The sequence below is a fragment of the Variovorax sp. GW821-FHT09A10 genome, assembly GCF_059418385.1.
The window spans coordinates 162,702-181,723 of record NZ_JBWKPT010000001.1; the positions used below are offsets into that span (position 1 = coordinate 162,702).

Annotated in this window: 16 protein-coding genes; 5 read left to right on the plus strand and 11 right to left on the minus strand. The window is 68.8% G+C overall.

Annotation, left to right across the window (positions count from 1 at the left end; all coding sequences use genetic code 11):
- Positions 1 to 79: 79 nt before the first annotated feature.
- Complete coding sequence (locus AC07Q9_RS00855) at positions 80 to 1,027, plus strand: LysR family transcriptional regulator (protein WP_495306907.1); 948 nt, start codon at positions 80 to 82, stop codon at positions 1,025 to 1,027.
- A gap of 18 nt (positions 1,028 to 1,045) precedes the next feature.
- On the opposite strand, the gene AC07Q9_RS00860 is transcribed toward AC07Q9_RS00855, so the two are convergent.
- Genes AC07Q9_RS00860 through uvrC form a run of 3 tightly spaced genes read right to left on the minus strand, consistent with a single transcriptional unit; the run spans position 1,046 to position 4,527 of the window.
- Positions 1,046 to 1,933, minus strand: a complete 888-nt coding sequence (locus tag AC07Q9_RS00860) for a DMT family transporter (RefSeq protein ID WP_095744623.1) — start codon at positions 1,931 to 1,933, stop codon at positions 1,046 to 1,048.
- Entirely contained in the window at positions 1,930 to 2,496 is a 567-nt protein-coding gene (gene pgsA / locus AC07Q9_RS00865; protein ID WP_062479069.1) for a CDP-diacylglycerol--glycerol-3-phosphate 3-phosphatidyltransferase, read from the minus strand. The genes AC07Q9_RS00860 and pgsA overlap by 4 nt, the downstream gene beginning before the upstream one ends.
- Before the next feature lie 57 nt (positions 2,497 to 2,553).
- The gene (gene uvrC, locus AC07Q9_RS00870) at positions 2,554 to 4,527 is read right to left on the minus strand and encodes an excinuclease ABC subunit UvrC (RefSeq protein ID WP_495306908.1); all 1,974 of its coding nucleotides are present in this window, start codon (positions 4,525 to 4,527) and stop codon (positions 2,554 to 2,556) included.
- A gap of 146 nt (positions 4,528 to 4,673) precedes the next feature.
- Between uvrC and ggt the strand changes: the two genes are divergently transcribed.
- On the plus strand, positions 4,674 to 6,761 hold the full coding sequence (gene ggt / locus AC07Q9_RS00875; RefSeq protein ID WP_495306909.1) for a gamma-glutamyltransferase: 2,088 nt from the start codon (positions 4,674 to 4,676) through the stop codon (positions 6,759 to 6,761).
- Between the two features lie 61 nt (positions 6,762 to 6,822).
- Here the strand turns inward: ggt and AC07Q9_RS00880 are convergent, their stop codons facing one another.
- Positions 6,823 to 8,271 (minus strand): M20/M25/M40 family metallo-hydrolase, encoded by a 1,449-nt coding sequence (locus tag AC07Q9_RS00880; RefSeq protein WP_495306910.1) that lies wholly within the window; start codon positions 8,269 to 8,271, stop codon positions 6,823 to 6,825.
- Positions 8,272 to 8,375: 104 nt separating this feature from the next.
- On the opposite strand from AC07Q9_RS00880, the gene earP reads away from it, so the two are divergent.
- The 3 genes from earP (at position 8,376) to AC07Q9_RS00895 (ending at position 11,157) form a co-directional block, all read left to right on the plus strand.
- The gene (earP, locus tag AC07Q9_RS00885; protein ID WP_495306911.1) at positions 8,376 to 9,467 is read left to right on the plus strand and encodes an elongation factor P maturation arginine rhamnosyltransferase EarP; all 1,092 of its coding nucleotides are present in this window, start codon (positions 8,376 to 8,378) and stop codon (positions 9,465 to 9,467) included.
- A 153-nt stretch (positions 9,468 to 9,620) separates the two neighbouring features.
- On the plus strand, positions 9,621 to 10,175 hold the full coding sequence (gene efp / locus AC07Q9_RS00890) for an elongation factor P (RefSeq protein WP_062479082.1): 555 nt from the start codon (positions 9,621 to 9,623) through the stop codon (positions 10,173 to 10,175).
- Positions 10,176 to 10,293: 118 nt separating this feature from the next.
- Positions 10,294 to 11,157 carry an LOG family protein gene (locus AC07Q9_RS00895; RefSeq protein WP_070059745.1) on the plus strand — a complete coding sequence of 288 codons (864 nt, stop codon included), beginning with the start codon at positions 10,294 to 10,296 and terminating at the stop codon, positions 11,155 to 11,157.
- 15 nt (positions 11,158 to 11,172) lie between these two features.
- Here AC07Q9_RS00895 and AC07Q9_RS00900 read toward each other — a convergent pair whose 3' ends face one another.
- From AC07Q9_RS00900 to AC07Q9_RS00930, 7 genes are all read right to left on the minus strand, one after another.
- Entirely contained in the window at positions 11,173 to 11,823 is a 651-nt protein-coding gene (locus tag AC07Q9_RS00900; RefSeq protein WP_495306912.1) for a TetR/AcrR family transcriptional regulator, read from the minus strand.
- A gap of 2 nt (positions 11,824 to 11,825) precedes the next feature.
- On the minus strand, positions 11,826 to 12,272 hold the full coding sequence (locus tag AC07Q9_RS00905) for a hypothetical protein (protein WP_495306913.1): 447 nt from the start codon (positions 12,270 to 12,272) through the stop codon (positions 11,826 to 11,828).
- Positions 12,273 to 12,354: 82 nt separating this feature from the next.
- Positions 12,355 to 13,893: an MFS transporter gene (locus AC07Q9_RS00910; RefSeq protein ID WP_495306914.1), complete on the minus strand. Its 1,539-nt coding sequence runs from the start codon at positions 13,891 to 13,893 to the stop codon at positions 12,355 to 12,357.
- 109 nt (positions 13,894 to 14,002) lie between these two features.
- Entirely contained in the window at positions 14,003 to 15,166 is a 1,164-nt protein-coding gene (locus tag AC07Q9_RS00915; protein WP_492681074.1) for an MFS transporter, read from the minus strand.
- Positions 15,163 to 16,533 (minus strand): DNA recombination protein RmuC, encoded by a 1,371-nt coding sequence (locus AC07Q9_RS00920; RefSeq protein ID WP_495308199.1) that lies wholly within the window; start codon positions 16,531 to 16,533, stop codon positions 15,163 to 15,165. The genes AC07Q9_RS00915 and AC07Q9_RS00920 overlap by 4 nt, the downstream gene beginning before the upstream one ends.
- A 43-nt stretch (positions 16,534 to 16,576) precedes the next feature.
- The gene (locus AC07Q9_RS00925) at positions 16,577 to 17,569 is read right to left on the minus strand and encodes a 2-hydroxyacid dehydrogenase (protein WP_095950975.1); all 993 of its coding nucleotides are present in this window, start codon (positions 17,567 to 17,569) and stop codon (positions 16,577 to 16,579) included.
- 34 nt (positions 17,570 to 17,603) lie between these two features.
- Positions 17,604 to 19,016: a sodium:proton antiporter gene (locus tag AC07Q9_RS00930; RefSeq protein WP_495306915.1), complete on the minus strand. Its 1,413-nt coding sequence runs from the start codon at positions 19,014 to 19,016 to the stop codon at positions 17,604 to 17,606.
- Between the last annotated feature and the right edge of the window lie 6 nt (positions 19,017 to 19,022).

Here is a 19,022-nt window from a genome sequence, read left to right on the forward strand (position 1 = left end):
ATTGTGCGTTGCACCCCGGCGGCCATCAAGCAACAATCAGCCAATTCATACTTTCCGTCTTGGCATGAATCCCCACGCGATGGAACGAGGCGATCTCGAACTGGTGCTGGCCATCCGCGACCAGGGCAGCCTGGCCGGGGCGGCCGCCACGCTCGACGTGGTGCCCTCGGTCGTCACCAAGCGGCTCGGCGCGCTGGAAGCCCGGCTCGGGCAACGGCTGTTCGACCGCACGACGCGGCGGCTCAGCGTCACGGCCGAAGGCGAGGCCGTGTGCCTGCATGCGCGCACGCTGCTCGACGGCTTCGCGGCGCTCGAAAGCGAACTCGGCGAGCGGCAGAACGCGCTGATCGGCACAGTCCGCCTCGCGGCCACCTTCGGCTTCGGCCGGCGCTGGCTCGGACCGGCGCTCGCTGAGTTCCAGGCGCAGCATCCCGGCCTGCAGGTCGAACTGCTGCTGACCGAGCAGTTGCCCGATCTGGGCGCCGAAGGCTACGACGGCGCCGTCTGGCTGTGGGCGGTGCAGCAGCACCGCGCCGCCGACTGGACCACGCGCCGCATCGCGCGCAACCAGCGCGTGCTGGCCGCCTCGCCCGATTACCTGGCACGCCGCGGCACGCCGGCCACGGTGGAGGCGCTGGCCACGCACGACTGCCTGATCGCGCGCGAGAACGGCGACGCCGCGCAGTCGCGCCAGTTCGCGCTGTGGACGCTGCGCCACGCGCGCGACGGCAGCACGGCACGTGTGCGGGTGCAGGGCCCGCTCACGAGCAATTCAGGAGAGATGGTGCGCGACTGGTGCCTCGCGGGCCACGGCGTCATGCTGCGCAGCCTCTGGGACATCGCGCCGCAACTCGCGAGCGGCGAGCTGGTGCGCGTGCTGCCGCAGTACGGCATGCCCGACGCCGACATCCACTGGGTCGCGCCGTGGCGGCCGAAGACGCCGCGCCGCGTGCGCCTGCTGGTCGATCACCTGGTCGAGCAGTTCCGCTCGGAGCCCTGGAAGCCGGTCAAGCCGGGCGGGCGCTGAAAGAAGAAGAAAGCGCCGTCAGCGCTCGGCGCGCACCACGAGACTCACGCCGACGGCCGTCAGGCCGATGCCCAGCACTGTGGTCCAGGTGATCGGTTCGGCGAACAGCAGCCACGCCATCAGCGCCGTGCACGGCGGCACGAGGTACAGCAGGCTGGTGACGGCCGTGGCCGTGCCGCGCTGGATCAACATATAGAGCAGCGAGCTACCGCCCAGCGACAGCGCCAGCACCGACCACGCCATCGCGCCGATCGAATGCGTGTTCCATTCGATGGCCTGCGCCTCGAGCGCGGCAAAAGGCAGGGTCACGAGCAGCGCGGCGGCCATCTGCACCGCGCTTGCGCTGCGCACGTCGCAAGGCGCGACGAAACGCTTCTGGTACAGCGTGCCCGCCGTGATCGACAGCAGCGCCATCACGGCCAGCCCCATCGTCAGCGCATTGACCTCGGTGCCCTGCCCCAGCTTGCGCGACACCACGAGCACCAGCCCCGCGAAGCCCAGGGCAAGCCCGGCCCACTGCCGTCCCGAAATGCGCCCGCCGTTGAAAGACAGCCAGACCGCCGTGAGCACCGGCTGGATGCCGACCAGCAGCGCCACGAGCCCCGCGCCCATGCCGGCATGCACCGCAGCCCAGACCCCGCCGAGATAGCCGGCCTGCATCAGCACGCCCGTGACGGCGAGGTGCCCCCATTGCGCGCGCTTCGCCGGCCACGCCACGCGCGCGAGCATGACCCACACGCCGAAGCAGGCGAGCGACAGCGCATAGCGCACGGCGAGGAACTTGAGGGGCGGCGCATAGGGCATGCCATAGCGCGCAACGATGAACCCCGTGCTCCAGATCAGCACGAAGACCGCCGGCATCGCCCGCAGCCATCCTGCGTTGCGGACCGAGACCGCCGCGGTCATTTGGAGTGGGCCCGGATCTCGGGAATGGCCTTTTGCAGGTAATAGACCATCGACCAGACGGTGAGCACCGCCGAGATCCAGATCAGCCACTGGCCCCACAGGCCCGTGTCGATGACCTTGAACAGGTGCCCGTCGTACAGCAGGAACGGAATGGCGACCATCTGCACGGTCGTCTTGACCTTGCCGATCATGTGGACCGCCACGCTCTTGCCGGCGCCGATGCGCGCCATCCATTCGCGCAGCGCCGAGATGGCGATCTCGCGGCCGATGATGATGAGCGCCACGAACACGTCGGCGCGCTGCAGATGCACCAGCACCAACAGCGCAGCGCACACGAGAAACTTGTCGGCCACCGGATCGAGAAAGGCGCCGAAGGAAGAGGTCTGGTTGAGCTTGCGCGCCAGGTAGCCGTCGAGCCAGTCGGTGGCGGCGAACACGATGAACATGACCGTGGCGATCAGGTTGCGCGTCGGTTCGCTGATCGGCAGGTAGAAAACGCCGACGATCAACGGAATCGCGACGATGCGCGTCCAGGTCATGATGGTCGGTAGGGTCCAGAACATGCGGGCGATTGTGTCATGCACACGTGAAGCGCTGGAAGGTCGGGGGCAATCCCGTCTTCAGCGCAGCGCGCGATAGATTTCCTCGGCCAGCTCGGTGGCGATGCCTTCGACCGACGCAATGTCTTCCACGCTCGCCGCCGCCACGCCGCGGATGCCGCCGAAACGCTGCAGCAGGCGCGCCCGGCGCTTCGGGCCGATGCCCGGAATGTCTTCGAGCTGGCTGCCACCCACCCGCACCTTGGCGCGCTTGGCCCGCATGCCGGTGATGGCGAAACGGTGCGCCTCGTCGCGGATCTGGGCCACCAGCATCAGGGCCGCCGAATCCTTGCCGAGATAGACCTTCTCGCGGCCGTCGGCGAACACCAGCTCTTCGAGCCCGACCTTGCGGCCCTCGCCCTTCTCGACGCCGACGATCAGCGACAGCGGCAGGCCGAGCTCGCTGAACACCTCGCGCGCCATCGACACCTGGCCCTTGCCGCCGTCGACCAGCACCAGGTCGGGCATGCGCGCGGCCGGCGTCCTGGGCGGCGGCGCCTCGACGCCCTCGGCCCCTTCGCTTTCCGCGTCGCCCGGCGCCAGGGCCTCGGTCTCAGCCGCCATCGCCTCGGCCAACTTGCCGTAGCGGCGGTGCAGCACCTGGCGCATGGCGGCGTAGTCGTCGCCGGGCGTGATGCCCTCGATGTTGTAGCGGCGGTACTCGCGGTTCTGCATCGTGTGGTGCGCGAACACCACGCACGAGGCCTGCGTGGCCTCGCCCGCCGTGTGCGAGATGTCGAAGCACTCGACGCGGAAGTTCTCCAGGTCGTCCGACGCCAGCTCGAGCGCGTCGGCCAGCGCGCGGGTGCGCGCCTGCTGCGAGCCCTCTTCGGCCAGCAGCCGGGCCAGCTGCAGGCCCGCATTCGTCTCGGCCATCTCGAGCCAGTGACGGCGCTGTTCGTGCGGCTGGAACACGGCCGTGACGCGCGCGCCGGCCTGCTGCGAAATCGCCTCGATGAGCGCGCGGCTCACCTGCCGGCCCAGCACCAGCGTGGCGGGCACCGGCACGTCGATGTAGTGCTGGGCGATGAAGGCCTCGAGCACCTGCACCTCGATCGGGTCGGCGACCACCGGGGCGGCGCCCTCTTCGGCATCGAGCTCGCCGTGGTGGATCTGCGCCGCGTCGTCCACGTGCACCGGGAAGTACGCGCGGTCGCCCAGGTGGCGCCCGCCGCGCACCATCGCGAGGTTGACGCAGGCCTTGCCGCCCTGCACCTTGACCGCGAGGATGTCGACGTCCTTGTCGGACACCACCTCGATCGACTGCTGGTGCAGCACGCGCGAGATCGCCGACATCTGGTTGCGCAGCTCGGCCGCCTGCTCGAACTCGAGCTTCTCGGCGTGCGCCGTCATGCGCTGCTCCAGCGCGGAGAGCACGCCCTGCGTGTCGCCGAGCAGGAAGGCCTCGGCGCTGGCCACGTCCTGCGCGTAGGCCTCGGGCGAAATGAGGCCCACGCAGGGGCCGCTGCAGCGCTTGATCTGGTACAGCAGACAGGGCCGCGTGCGGTTGGCGTACACCGTGTCCTCGCAGGTGCGCAGGCGGAACACCTTCTGCAGCAGCTGGATCGATTCCTTCACCGCCCACGCGCTCGGGTACGGCCCGAAGTAGCGGTGCTTCTTGTCGACCGCGCCGCGGTAGTAGGCCAGCCGCGGAAACCCGTGCGAGGCGATCTTCAGGTAGGGGTAGCTCTTGTCGTCGCGAAACAGGATGTTGTAGCGCGGCTTGAGCGTCTTGATCAGGTTGTTCTCGAGCAGCAGCGCCTCGGCCTCGGAGCGCACCACCGTGGTCTCCATGCGCACGATCTTCGAGATCATGTGGCCGATGCGGGTGCCCCCGTGGCTCTTCTGGAAGTAGTTGGCAACCCGCTTCTTCAGATTGCGCGCCTTGCCCACATACAGCACGGCGCCGGCCGCGTCGAAATAGCGGTAGACGCCCGGCAACTGCGGCAGGGCCGCGACTTCGCTGAGCAATTGATCGGAATGCACGTCGGACATGGCGGCTATTGTGGCGCGCGGCGCGGGACCCTGCGGCGCCCCCGGCACGAACGCGACACGCACGGGAATGAAATGTGCTCATGATGAACGCGGGCGTGAGGAGCGCCCGTTGTCCTTCGAATAACACCACTCGGGAAACACTCTCCATGAACAAGAACTCCACGCGCGCGTGGTGGGCCCTGACGCCCCTCGCGCTCTCCCTGGCCGTGGCCGGCTGCGGCGGCAACAGCAACAACAACGCGCAGAACAACGCCGCACTGGTCGCGGCCATCGCCGCGATCAACGCGGCCAACCAGCCCACGCCCACCGCACCGCCCGCCGCCGACAACGGCTGCCAGATCCCGAGCAGCGGCACCTCGGTGGTCGTCGGCTCGGGCGACCCGGGCGATCCGGCCGCGCCGGAACCGGCGTCGGGCTACGTGCCCGGCCACAAGCTGGTGTACGCCAAGAACTACATGGTGGTCGCGAACCACCCGCTGGCCACGCGCGCCGGCTGCGACGTGCTCAAGGCCGGCGGCAGCGCGGTCGATGCGGCGGTGGCGGTGCAGGCCGTGCTCGGCCTGGTCGAGCCGCAATCGAGCGGGCTGGGCGGCGGCGCCTTCATGCTCCATTACGACGCGGCGACGAAGAAGGTACAGGCCTATGACGGCCGCGAGACCGCGCCGGCCGCGGCCACCGAGAACTACCTGCGCTGGATCGACGACACGAACGACCAGACCGCGCCCAAGCCCGGCGGCGCCCGAGCGAGCGGCCGCTCCATCGGCACGCCCGGCGCCGTGCGCATGCTCGACATCGCTTATCAAGACCACGGCAAGCTGCCCTGGAAAGACCTGTTCGGCTATGGCATCACGCTGGCGTCCGACGGCTTCCTGATCGGCGGGCGCATGGCGAGCGCCATCGCGGGTTCCGCATCGAGCCTGAAGCGCGACGCCGACGCCACGGCCTATTTCTTCAACGCCGACGGCACGCCCAAGGCGCTGGGTACCAAGCTCACGAACCCGGCCTACGCCAGGACGCTGAACACCATCGCCACACAGGGCGCCAACGCCTTCTACACGGGCGACATCGCCAAGAGCATCGTCGACAAGATCGGGGTCACCACGGCGGCCAGCGACGGCTCGGCCATCACCCCCGGCAAGACCACGCTGGCCGACCTGGCCAACTACAAGGCCAAGCGCCGCGACCCGGTCTGCAGCACCTACCGCGAGTACTACATCTGCAGCATGTCGCCGCCCTCCTCGGGCGGCATCGCGGTGGTGGCGACCCTCGGCATCCTCGAGAACTTCACGCTGAGCGACCACAAGCCGACCGCCATCGACCTCGAAGGCGGCAAGCCGAGCGTGATGGGCGTGCACCTGGTGAGCGAGGCCGAGCGGCTGGCGTATGCCGACCGCGACAAGTACGTGGCCGACACCGACTTCGTGCCGCTTCCCGGCGGCAGCCCCGCCATGCTGATCGACAAGTCCTACCTGCAGGGCCGCGCCAGCCTCATCAGCCTGACGAAGAGCATGAACCTCGCCAAGGCTGGCGACCGGGGCGATGTGCCGCTGGGCGTCGACAAGACCGAAGAGCATGGCACCACGCACTTCACCGTCGTCGACAAGCAAGGCAACGTGGTCGTGATGACCACGACGGTGGAAGCCAGCATGGGCTCGTTCCACATGACGCAAGGCTTCCTGCTGAACAACCAGCTGACCGACTTCGCACTCAACCCGATCGACACATCGGTGACCCCGAACGTGAAGTTCGCCAACCGCGTGGCCCCCGGCAAGCGCCCGCGCAGCACGATGGCGCCGACACTGGTGTTCAAGAAGAACACCGACGGCAGCATGGGCGAGTTCGTGATGGGCACCGGCTCGCCAGGCGGCGGCACGATCATCCAGTACGTGGTGAAGACACTGGTCGGCGCGCTCGACTGGGGACTCGATGCGCAACAAGCCACGTCACTGGTCGACTTCGGTGCCACCAACACCCCACCACCGACGCCCGCCGGCGCCACCTACAGCCTCACCAACGTGGGCGGCGAGCACCCGGCCATCGACACCTCCAACTCGGGCAACAACGACCCGCTGATTGCCGGCCTGCGCGCGCTCGGCCACACGGTGAACCTGGGGGCGCAGTCCAGCGGCGTGAGCACCATCATCCGCACGAACGTCGGCGGCAAGCCCGTGCTGACCGGTGGCGCAGACCCGCGCCGCGAGGGCATCGTGCTGGGCGACACCTTCACACCCTGAACGACAAGGGGGCTGGCGCCGCCTTCGCCGCGCCAGCCCCCTTGCCCGATCACCTGTTGATTTACTTCGCGACTTCCGACACCAGCCGGTACAGGAACTCGCGCCCGTCGTACAGGCGCTGGATCTCGATGCGCTCGTCCAGCCCGTGCGCACGCGCATCGGCCGGCTCCAGGAACATGCCGGTCACGCCATACATCGGGATGCCGGCGTTGCGCAGGAAGCGGCTATCGGTGGCGCCGGTGCTCATGGCGGGCACCACGGGCACGCCGGGCCACATCTGCTGCGTGAGCGTCTCGACCGTCTTCACGAGGTCGCCGTTGAGCGGCGAGGCCGGGCTGCGCAACGGCTTGCCCATGTTGCGCACCACGATCTTGTCGTTGCCCACCGCCTGGGTCAGCAGGCGCTCGACCTCTTCCGGATCGTCGTGCGGCAGGATGCGGCAGTTGACCGTGGCCTTGGCCGACTGCGGCAGCGCGTTCTCGGCATGGCCGGCCTGCACCATCGTCGCCACGCAGGTGGTGCGCAGCTGCGCGTTGTAGGCCGGGTTGGCCGTCATGCGCTCGAGCACGCCGGCGTCGGGGTTGCCGGTGCCGATGGCGCGCATGTCGTCGGCCAGCTGGCCGGTGGCGAAGGGGGCGCTGCGCGCGAAGTAGGTCTTGGTGACATCCGCGAGCTTGATCGGGAAGGCGTAGTTGCCCAGGCGCTCCAGGCCGGCCGAGAGCGCGTAGATCGGGTTGGTCTTGGTGGGCACCGAGCTGTGGCCGCCCACGTCGCGCGCTTCGAGCATGTAGGTGGTGTACATCTTCTCGGCCACCTGCATGCGGTGCAGGTTCGGCTTGCCGCCGCGCAGCTCGCCGCCGCCGCCTTCGTTGATGCCGAACTCGGCCTGCAGCAGCTCGGGCTTGTTGTTGATGAGCCAGAAGGCGCCGTTGCTCAGCGCGTCGCCGCGCTCCTCGTCGGCGGTGAGCGCCAGGATGATGTCGCGCTTGGGCTTGAAGCCTTCCTGCTTGAGCTGCCCCAGCACGGAGACCAGCGCCGCGGCCATGGCCTTGTCGTCGATGGCGCCGCGCGCCGTGAAGTAGCCGCCGGTTTCCTGCAGCTTGAAGGGGTCGGTCTTCCAGTCTTCGCGGCGGGCCTCGACCACGTCGATGTGGGCCAAGAGCAGCAGCGGCTTCTTGCTGCCGTCGCCCTTGAAGCGCAGCACCAGGTTCCCCTTCTTCGGGAAGGGCTCGAAGATCTGGATGTCGCCGGGCGCGAAGCCCGCGTCGATCAGCCGTTTTTCCATGGCCCGCGCCGCGACCGTGTTGTCGCCCACCGAGTGCGTGGTGTTGATCTCGATCAGTTCCTTGTAGATCTCGCGAAAGCGCTGCTGCTGTGCGGTGAGCGGCGTGGTCTGGGCCTGGGCGCCGGCGATGCCGGCCAGGGCCAGCGAGAGCGCGAGCACGCCGCGTTTGGCGCTGCTCAAGGGCGAAGAAGAAAACGACGAACGGCGACGGGTCTGCATCCTCATGGTCTGGCTCTCTCCGATGGTTGTTGTGGCGAGGGGCAGCATAGCAAGCGGGCCACGTTTTCGCCCGCGCCTGAGCGACCGCGAAGACGGGCACACTCCCGGCCATGGGCACGCGCATGCAATGGGACATCTTCTGCAAGGTCATCGACAACCACGGCGACCTGGGCGTCTGCTGGCGCCTGGGCTGCCAGCTCGCCGCGGCGGGCGAGCGCGCGCGGCTGTGGGTCGACGACCCGACGGCGCTGCACTGGATGGCGCCGGCCGGCTGCGACGGCGTGCAGGTGATCGACTGGTCCGACGCCGAAGCCGTGCGCCGCGCCGTTGCCGATTCGGTGCCCGAGGTGCTGGTCGAGGCTTTCGGTTGCGACCCGGAGCCCGAGCTCATCGCGCGCTTCGCGCAGGCCCCGAGCCTTGCGCGGGCCTGGATCAACCTCGAGTACCTGTCGGCCGAGCCCTATGTCGAGAAACTGCACCGGCTGCCCTCGCCGGTGTTCAAGGGCCCGGGCGCCGGGCTGACGAAACGTTTCTTCTACCCGGGCTTCACGCCCGCGACCGGCGGCCTGTTGCGCGAGCCGGACCTGATGGCGCGCCAGGCGCGCTTCGACCGGGCGCCCTGGCTGGAGGCGCAGCAGATTCCTTGGCAGGAGGGTGAACGCCTCGTGTCGCTCTTCTGTTACGAGCCGCCGGCGCTGGCCGCCCTGCTCGCCCAGCTGGCCGCCGACCCGGTGCCTACGCGCCTGCTGGTCACCGCTGGCCGGGCCGCGCGTGCCGTGCAGGCAAGCCTTGATGCGCTCGATCGCCCGATGGGCGCCCAAAGTTCGCTATCAATTTCATACCTCCCCTACCTCAGCCAGGCGGATTTCGACCACCTGCTGTGGGCCTGCGACCTCAACTTCGTGCGCGGCGAAGACTCGCTGGTGCGCGCCCTCTGGGCCGGCGCGCCGCTGGTCTGGCAGATCTACCCGCAGGACGACGACGCGCACCACGTCAAGCTCAACGCCTGGCTCGACTGGCTCGGCGCCCCGCCTCAGCTGCGGCTTTTTCACCACGCCTGGAACGGCTTCGGCGACGCGCCCCTGCCCGCGCCCGGCCCGCTGGACGCCTGGCGCGACACCGCCCGTGCGGCGCGCGGCAGGCTGCTCGCGCAGGACGATCTGCTGGCCCAGTTGCGGCAGCTGGTCGCCGGAAAAAGCTAAAATAGCGGGCTTTGCGGAATTCAGCCCTGGCCGCCACGGTCGGGGACGCCTTTCGCCAAACCTGCCGCGGGACATGTACGGCGGGGCCAGATACGACGGCATGCAGCGCCGAGGGCCCCGCGCACCGAGCGGCCAACATCCAGAGAACCTGATATGAAAATCGCTCAAGAAATCCGCGCCGGCAACGTCATCATGCACGGCAAGGACCCGATGGTCGTCCTCAAGACCGAATACAGCCGCGGCGGCCGCAACAGCGCCACCGTGCGCATGAAGATGAAGAGCCTGATCGCCAACTTCAACACCGAAGTGGTCTTCAAGGCCGACGACAAGATCGACCAGATCGTGCTGGACAAGAAGGAGTGCACCTACTCCTACTTCGCCGATCCGATGTACGTCTGCATGGACGCCGAGTACAACCAGTACGAAGTCGAAGCCGAGAACATGGGCGACGCCCTGAACTACCTCGAAGACGGCATGGCCGTCGAAGTGGTGTTCTACGACGGCAAGGCCATCTCGGTCGAACTGCCGACCAGCGTCGAGCGCGAAATCACCTGGACCGAGCCGGCCGTCAAGGGCGACACCTCGGGCAAGGTCATGAAGCCCGCCAAGATCGCCACCGGCTTCGAAGTCGGCGTGCCGCTGTTCGTGTCGCAAGGCGACAAGATCGAAATCGACACCCGCACCGGCGAATACCGCAAGCGCGTCTGAACGCGTTCGCACCCGGTTGACCGCCACCACGAAAGGGCTCCGCAAGGAGCCTTTTTCGTTGGCGGGCACACCGCTTGCGTCGGCGCACAATGCCAAGTCAATTCAGTTCGACAGCTCCATGAACAACACGCACAACATTCACGACAAGCGCCTGGCCGATGCCTGGGCCACGCTGCAGTCCCATTCCGACCGGGGCCTTCCCCTGGACCCTGATCCCTCGCGCCTGGCCTTTGCCGATCCCGAGTTCCTGCTGCGCCGCGAAACGCGCGGCATCCGCATGCAGTTGGAGCTGATGAAGCCCGACCTCGAGCAGCGCGCCCACGGCATCGAGAACACGGTGGTGGTCTTCGGCAGCGCGCGTTTCCGCAGCGAAGACGAGGCCGCCGCGCTGGTCGCGCAGGCCGAGGCGGCCGGCGACACGGCCCTGGCCGAGCGCTGGCGCCGGCTCTCGCGCAACTCGCACTACTACGAGAAGGCGCGCACCTTCGGCAAGCTGGTCGCGCAGTACAGCGAGAAGAAGGAACCGCAGGACAAGCTCTTCGTGTGCACCGGCGGCGGCCCCGGCATCATGCAGGCGGCCAACCGCGGCGCGCACGAAGCCGGCGGCCTCTCGGTCGGCCTGGCGATCGCGCTGCCGATGGAAGAAGAAGCCAACCCCTACGTCACGCCGGCGCTGAGCTTCAAGTTCCACTACTTCGCGATCCGCAAGATGCATTTCATGATGCGTGCGAAGGCGCTGGTGGCGTTCCCGGGCGGCTTCGGCACGCTCGACGAGCTGTTCGAGGTGATCACGCTGGTGCAGACCAAGAAGTCGAAGCCGGTGCCGATCGTGCTCTTCGGCTCGGACTACTGGAAGAAGCTGATCGACTTCGACTTCCTGGTCGACGAAGGCGTGATCTCGCCCGGCGACGTGAAGCTCTTCGAATACGTCGACGCGCCGGAAGACGCGTGGGACGCGATCAAACGTTTCTACAAACTCTGATCGACCCGATATCGATCAGGCGTCGTCGCTGTCGTCGGGCCGCAGGGCCTGCTCGAAGAAGCGCGTGAGCGCGCGAGCGCGGCGGCGGCGGTCGGCCACGGGGTTCGCGTGCGGTCCCATGGCCACGGCATCGTCGGCCACGCCGTGCAGCGCGTTGAAGAGGATCACGGCCGTCAGCGTCGCGTCCTCGACCTCCCACACACCCGCGGCGTCGCCCTGCTTCAGCAGGGTGACCAGCTGCGTGATGACGACGTTGTCGTTGCGCATGCGCCGGTCCTCGGGCCGGTACTCGTGGAACACCACGTCGTGCAGCGCGACGTTGTCGAGGTAAGTCTCCAGCCCCGTCTCCACCCAGGCCTTGAGCCGCGCGCGGTGCTTGCCCGGCGCGTGGCGGTCCATCGCCTCCTGCAGACGGGCGCAGAAGGTGTCGACGAAGCGCTGCTGCAGCGCACCGAGCAGCGCCTCCTTCGACGGGAAGTACAGATAGAAGGTGCCCTTGGCCACCTGCGCGCCGGCCGCGATGTCGTCGATGCTGGTGGCGGGGATGCCCTTGGCGATGAACAGCTGCTCGGCGGCGTCCATCAACGCGACGGCGCGGGTCTGCGGCGCCTTGGTGCGGCGGCGTGCGGCGGTGGCGGGAGCGTCGTCGGGGCTGCTGCTTGTCATGGTCAGGTACCGGCGCGTGCCGTGTCGATGGCGGCGCGCACCGCCGCGGCATCGAGACGCAGGCCGCGCGGGGCCAGCACGCGCTCGCGCAGCCAGGCCAGGGCCTCGTCGGTGCGGGCGAAGGTGCTCGCGGGAATGCCGAAGAGTTTTTCGACGTTCATCTTGCTGATCTTCTCGAACTGGTCGGCGGGCACCACGCTCGCCATGCCCATCATATGGCGGCGGATGTCGGCGCCGCGCGCCTGCAGCCACTGCCTGGCACCCTGGGCGCTGCCCTCGGGATGCACCAGCGCATCGGCGTCCGCGAACACGCGCAGCGAGACAAAGGGCTCGCCGCGGTCGAGCCAGCGGTTCCAGTCCTCGGTGAAGGCCTGCAGGCTCTCCAGCGTCTGCAGGCCTGCGGACACGCTGATGACCAGCGGCCATTGACTGAGTTCGTGACGGATCATGAAAGACTCCTTGTAGATAACCGGAAGGCGCCGGGCACTGCGGCGCAGGAAGGGAATGCGGACGGCGGGCATGGCGACCAGCTCAGGCGCGCGTGGCGGCTGCGAGTACGGCGGCACGCGGCCTGACGCGCAGCAGCAGCCCCGCCGCCACCAACCCCGCCACGCCGGCACAGGCCATCGCCGCATGGAAGCCGCCCGCGAGCGCATCGCTCAACAGCCGCTGCGCGGTGCCGGCGTCGAGCGCTGCGAGCGCGCCGAGGTCGTGCCGCGAGACCGCGGCCACCGCCGCCTGCGATGCATCGGGCACGCCGGCACGCGCAAGCGATTCGGCCATCAGCGCGGTGGCGCGCGTGCGCATCAGCGTGCCGAGCAGCGCGATGCCGATCAGCATGCCGCCCTGGCGCAGCGCGTTCATGGTCGCCGAGGCCATGCCCGAGCGTTGCGCGGGCACCGAGGCCATCACCGCCGTGCTCGTGGCCGGCACAGCCAGGCCCGCGCCCGCCCCCAGCGCCACGAAAAGCAGCGCCAGCGGCAGGTACGGCGTGTCGGCCGAGAACAGCGTCAGCAGCAGCATCGCCACGCCGATCAACCCGTAGCCCGCGACCATCAGCGTGTGCACCTCGAAGCGACGCGCCAGCCGGCCGAACTGCGAGGCCACGAGGCCGGTCGCCACGAACTGCGGCACCAGCCGCCAGCCGGTCTCGCTGGCCGACCAGCCCTGCACCTGCTGCAGGAACAACGAGAAGAAGAACAGGCTGGCGTAGGTCGCAAAGCCCAGCACGAACGAAGCGAAGTTGGTGACCGAAAAGCGCGCGTCGCGGAACAGCGCGAGCGGCAGCAGCGGCCGTTCCGCGCGCGCCTCCACGGCCAGGAACAGCGCCAGCCCGACACCCGCCGCAACGAGTGCGACCACCGCGTGTCGCGAGCCCCAGCCGTGTTCGCCTGCGGCAATGAGCCCGTAGGTCAGCGCGCCCAGCCAGAGCACGCTGAGCACCTGCCCGACCGGATCGAGCGCCGCATGCTCGGGGTGCGAGGACTCGCGCAGGCCCCACATCCCCAGCGCCACGGTCAGCACGCCGATCGGCAGGTTGATGAGGAAGATGCTCTGCCAGCCCGCGTGGTCCACCAGCAGCCCGCCGAGCATCGGCCCGAGGATCAGCGACAGCGCCGTGAACGACGACCAGCCGCCGATCACCCGCGCGCGGCTCGCCGGCTCGGGGAAGGCGTGCGCCAGCAGCGACAGCGCGCCCGGAATCATCAGCGCACCCGCCACGCCCTGCACCGCGCGGCCCGCCAGCAGCATCGGCAGGCCCGACGCCATCGCGCACATCGCCGAGCCCACGGTGAAGACCACCACGCCGGCCAGCCACGCGCGCTTGCGGCCGTAGCGGTCGCCGATCGGGCCGGCCGACAGCATGAAGGCCGACAGGCACAGCGCGTAGATGTCGATCACCCACTGCAGCCCGGCCAGGTCGGTCGCGAGCGCACGCTGCAGCGTGGGCAGCGCCACGTTGACGATGCTCACATCGAGCGTGGCAATGAAGCTGCCGAGGTAGACCGCCGCCACCAGGGCCAGGCGGCGGCGCGGGTCGGCAGCCGCCGACGGGGAATGGGAGTCCATGGACGCCTTCGGATCAGGAACGAAGAAGGCGCCGATACTGACTTTGAGTCAGTATTTTGTCAAACAAATGAGAATTACTGTTATTTGCAACGTGGGATTCAAACCGCCGTCACAGCTTCAATCCCCAGGTCGCCTTCGCGCCCAGCGCGAGCACCCCGCCCACCACCCAGAACACGCCTGCAATGCCGATCAGCGCGCCGAGCGAGCCGAACAGCATCGGCATCGCGACGCTCGATGCGTTGATGGTCATGAGCCGCAATCCGAGTGCTTCACCGTGCCGCGCATGTGGCGTGATCTGGTGCAGCATGCTCATCACCATCGGCTGCACCGCGCCGAGCGCAAAGCCCAGGATCACGGAGCAGATGCCCATGGTCCACGGCGAATCCAGCAACGGATAGACGGCGAACACGGCGGCGGTGACGACCGTCGAACTCAGGATCACGCTGCGCTCCGAGGCGCGCGACGCGATCAGCGGCAGCACCACGCGGATGACCGCCGCGGCGATCGCGAAGGCACCGAGGATGGAGCCGATCACCGAAGCGCTGATGCCCCGGTCGTGGCCCAGCACCGGCAGCACGAAGGCGTGCACGTCCCAGCTCGACGACTGCAGCCAGTTCACGAACAGCAGGCGGCGGAACATCGGCTCGCGCAGCAGGTCCCAGGCCCGCGTGGGCGCGGCGCCCGGCACCGGCGCCACCCGCGGCGGCTCGTGCGCGCCACGCGCCAGCAGCCAGCACAGCAGCGGCAAAAAGGCCATCACGGCGAAGCAGATGCGAAAGGCCAGCAGGTCGGCCGGCGCGCGGCCGGCGTGGTCGATCAGCATCCCGGCCAGGAAGGGTCCGACGAAGTTCGCCGCGGCGGGCGCGATGGCCAGCCAGCTGAACACGCGCTTGAGCTGCGTCGGGTCGGTGGCCGAGCGACCCACGTGCCGCTGCAGCGCGATGACGGTCGCACCGGTCGCGCCGCCGGTCAGCAGCGCGGCGATGCACATGACCGGGAACACCGGGAAGACCAGCGCCAGCCCTGCCCCGCCCGAGGCCGCGATCACCGACAGCCACAGCGGTCGCTTGAGCCCGTGACGATCGGCGAAGCGCCCGGCCGGCAACGCGAGAAACACCTGGGTCAGCGCGAACAGCGCGATCAGCAGGCCGACGGCCGCGGCGCTGTAGCCTTGCTGCAGCGCGAGCAGCGGGGTGGCGAGCCGCATGCCCGCCATCGTGGCGTGCAAACAGACCTGCGCCACGATGACGCGCAGCAGTTCAGAACCTTTCACGGGGTGTCGTCGCCCTCGCTGTCAGTGTCGGCAACGGGTGGCAGCAATGCCTCGGACTGCGCCTCGGGCAAGGCCTCGACCTTGCGCAGCGCCAGGCGCATCTGCTTGGCGCGCGTGTCCGCCTTGTCGATGGTGTCGGAGGCCTTGGCCACCTGCTCCTTGATGCGCGCCACCCATTCGCCGTAGCGCTCGAACTCGGTCTTGACCGCGCCCAGCACCTTCCAGACCTCGGAGGCCTGGCGCTCCAGCGCCAGCGTGCGAAAGCCCATGTGCAGGCTGTTGAGCATGGCGAGCAAGGTGGTCGGGCCGGCCAGCGTCACACGGTGCTGGCGCTGGATGGCATCCATCAGGCCGGGGCGGCGCAGCACCTCGGCGTAGAGGCTTTCGACCGGCAGGAACAGGATCGCGAAATCGGTGGTGTGCGGCGCCGCGAGGTAGTTCTCGGCGATCGACTTGGCCTCGACGCGGATGCGCGTCTCGAGCGCCTTGGCCGCGGCCTCGGCGCCGGCCGCATCGGCGCGCTCGTGGGCGTCGATGAGGCGCTCGTAGTCGTCGCGCGGAAACTTGGCGTCGATCGGCAGCCACACCGGCGCACCGTCGTCGCCGCGCCCCGGGAAGCGGATCGCGAAGTCGACGCGCTGGCCGCTGCGCGGCTTGGTCTCGACCTGGCGCGCGTACTGCTCGGGCGTGAGCACCTGCTCGAGCAGCGCCTCCAGCTGCACCTCGCCGAACACGCCGCGCGTCTTCACGTTGGTCAGCACGCGCTGCAGGCTGCCGACGCCGACGGCCAGCGTCTGCATCTCGCCCAAGCCCTTGTGCACCTGCTCGAGCCGGTCGGCCACCTGCTTGAAGCTTTCGCCCAGGCGCGCTTCAAGCGTGCTCTGCAGCTTCTCGTCGACGGTCTTGCGCATCTCGTCGAGCTTGGCGGTGTTGCTCTGCTGCAGCTGGGCCAGCTGGGTTTCCATGGTCGTGCGCACCTCGGAAAGGCGGCGCGCGTTCGATTCGCTCAGGCCCTGCAGTTGGGTGTTCAGCGTGTCGGCCAAAGTTTTCTGCAGCGACGCGAGCTGCAGCGAGAAGGCATCGAGCTGCGCGTTCTGCGTGCGCGTGGCCTCGGCGCCCTGCTGCGTCAATGACTGCTGGAAGGTAGCGAAGGCCTGCGCGGTTTCCTGGCGTGCGCCGCGCGAGCTTTCGCCGATCTCGTGGCGCAGCTCGCGCTCGGTGCGCTCGTGGGCGCGGCCCATGGCGGCGAGCACGCCCAGCATTTCGCTGTGATCAGGTGGGGGTGGCCGGCGGGCCAGCAGCCAGATGACCAGCACCAGCTGCACCACGGCGAATGCGGCCAGTGCGAGAAGGATCAGATCCGTCAGTTCCAAGGTGGGGGGCGTGTCGCGCTCGCGGTCAGGTTTCAGGTTATTTCGTGGCCGCCGGCACTGGCGTGACAGGGGTCAAGGGCCCCTTGCCGGTGCCCCAGGCGATGAGGTTGTCGGCCGCGAGGTCGGCCATGGCGCGGCGCGTGGGCACGGTGGCGCTGGCGATGTGCGGCGTGAGCACCACGTTGGGCACGGTGAGCAGGTCGGGGTGGACCTTGGGCTCGCCCTCGAACACGTCGAGGCCGGCGGCGGCGATGCGCTTCTCGCGCAGCGCCACGGCCAGCGCCGCGTCGTCGACGATGCCGCCGCGCGCGATGTTGACCAGCGTGGCGGTCGGCTTCATGAGCGCGATCTCGGCCGCGCCGATGGTGTGGTGCGACGCCGGCGAGTACGGCACGACCAGCACGACGTGGTCGGCGGTCTTGAGCAGCTCGTCCTTGCCGACGTAGCGGGCCTTGCACTCGGCCTCGAGCGCGGCATCGAGGCGCGAGCGGTTGTGATAGATCACGTTCATGCCGAAGCCGTGCGCGCCGCGCCGGGCAATGCCCTGCCCGATGCGACCCATGCCGATGATGCCCAGCGTCGAGCCGTGGATGTCGGAGCCGGCGAACATGTCGTAGCTCCACTTTTCCCACTTGCCCGCGCGCAGGAAGTGTTCGCTCTCGGTGATTCGGCGCGCGGTGGCCATGAGCAGCGCGAAGCCGAAGTCGGCCGTGGTTTCGGTGAGCACGTCCGGCGCGTTGGTGCCGAGCACGCCGCGCGCGGCCATGGCGTCGACGTCGAAGTTGTTGTAGCCCACGGCCATGTTGGCGCAGATCTTCAGCTCGGGGCAGGCGTCGAGCACCGCGGCGTCGATGCGCTCGCTGCCGGTGGTGAAGGCGCCCTGCTTGCCTTGCAGCTTCGCGATCAGCTGGTCCTTGCTCCAGGTCTCGTCGGCCTGGTTCGACTCGACCTCGAAATGCTGCGCCAGGCGCGCGAGGGTCTCGGGGAACACCGCGCGCGCGACCAGGATCTTGGGCTTGCTGCTGCTCATGGAACGTGTCTCTTTCTTTGAAGGGCTGGAAGGATCAACGGAAGAAGATGAAGGTGCACAGGACGAACAGCGGGATCAGGATCGCGCCCGACCACGCCATGTAGCCGAAGAAGCTGGGCATGCGCACGCCGCGGCTTTCGGCGATGGCCTTGACCATCAGGTTCGGCGCGTTGCCGATGTAGGTGTTGGCGCCCATGAACACGGCGCCGGCCGAGATGGCGGCCAGCGTGCTGGCATAGGTGGTCATGAGCGCCGCCGGGTCGCCGCCCGCCGTGTTGAAGAACACGAGGTAGGTCGGCGCGTTGTCCAGGAACGAGCTCAGGATGCCGGTGGCCCAGAAGTACATGGCCGGGTCGGGCTGGCCGTCGGCGCGCGTCACGGCCGCCACGATGGCGCCGAACGGGCCCTGCGTGCCGGCCTTGAGCATGGCGATCACCGGGATGATGGTCAGGAAGATGCCGGCGAAGAGCTTGGCCACCTCGGCCATCGGGCCCCACTCGAACTGGTTGTCGGCGTGCACCTTGGGCGCCGTGAGCTTGTACGAGACGATGGCGATCAGCGCCAGCCCCACGTCGCGCACCAGGCCCGGCAGGCCGACCTCGGTGCCGAACACGTCGAACACCACGGGCGATTTCCAGAAACCGCTCAGCAGCACCAGCGCGACGATGCCGCCCAGCAGCCAGAAGTTGGCCGCGCCGTCGAAGCCCAGGCGCGGGGTGTCGGGCGTCGGGTCGACGGGCAGCACGCCGTCCTTGCGGTAGAAGTGGCGGTCGATGGCATAGAACAGCGCCAGCAGCACGGCCAGGATGAAGATGGTCTCGGGCAGGATGTGCTGCGCGGTCCAGAAGAAGCCCACGCCCTTGAGGAAGCCGAGGAACAGCGGCGGGTCGCCCAGCGGCGTGAGCGAGCCGCCCGCGTTCGACACGATGAAGATGAAGAACACGATCACGTGCACCTTGCGCTGCCGGTTGTCGTTGGCCCGGATCAGCGGCCGGATCAACAGCATCGAGGCGCCCGTGGTGCCCATGAAGCTCGCGAGCACCGCGCCGATGGCCAGGATCGCCGTGTTGAGCCCCGGCGTTCCGTGCAGGTTGCCGCGGATGTGGATGCCCCCCGCCACGGTGAAGAGCGCCGTGAGCAGGATGATGAACGGGATGTACTCGGCCACCAGCGCATGCACCAGCTGCACGCCCGCCAGCCCCGCGCCGTAGGTCGCAGCAAAGGGCAGCAGGAAGGCCAGCGCCCAGGCGGCGGAAATCTTGCCGTAGTGGTGGTGCCAGAACGCGGGCGTGGCCAGCGGCAGCAACGCAATGGAAAGCAGGATGCCGGCGAACGGCACGCCCCACAGCGGCGAGAGCGCGGCACCGTCGAAATCGGCGGCGAAAGCCAGGGCGGGAAAGAGCATCGGCAGCGCCGCGGCTGCCGTCAGTCGGATCGTTTTCTTCATGGGGGC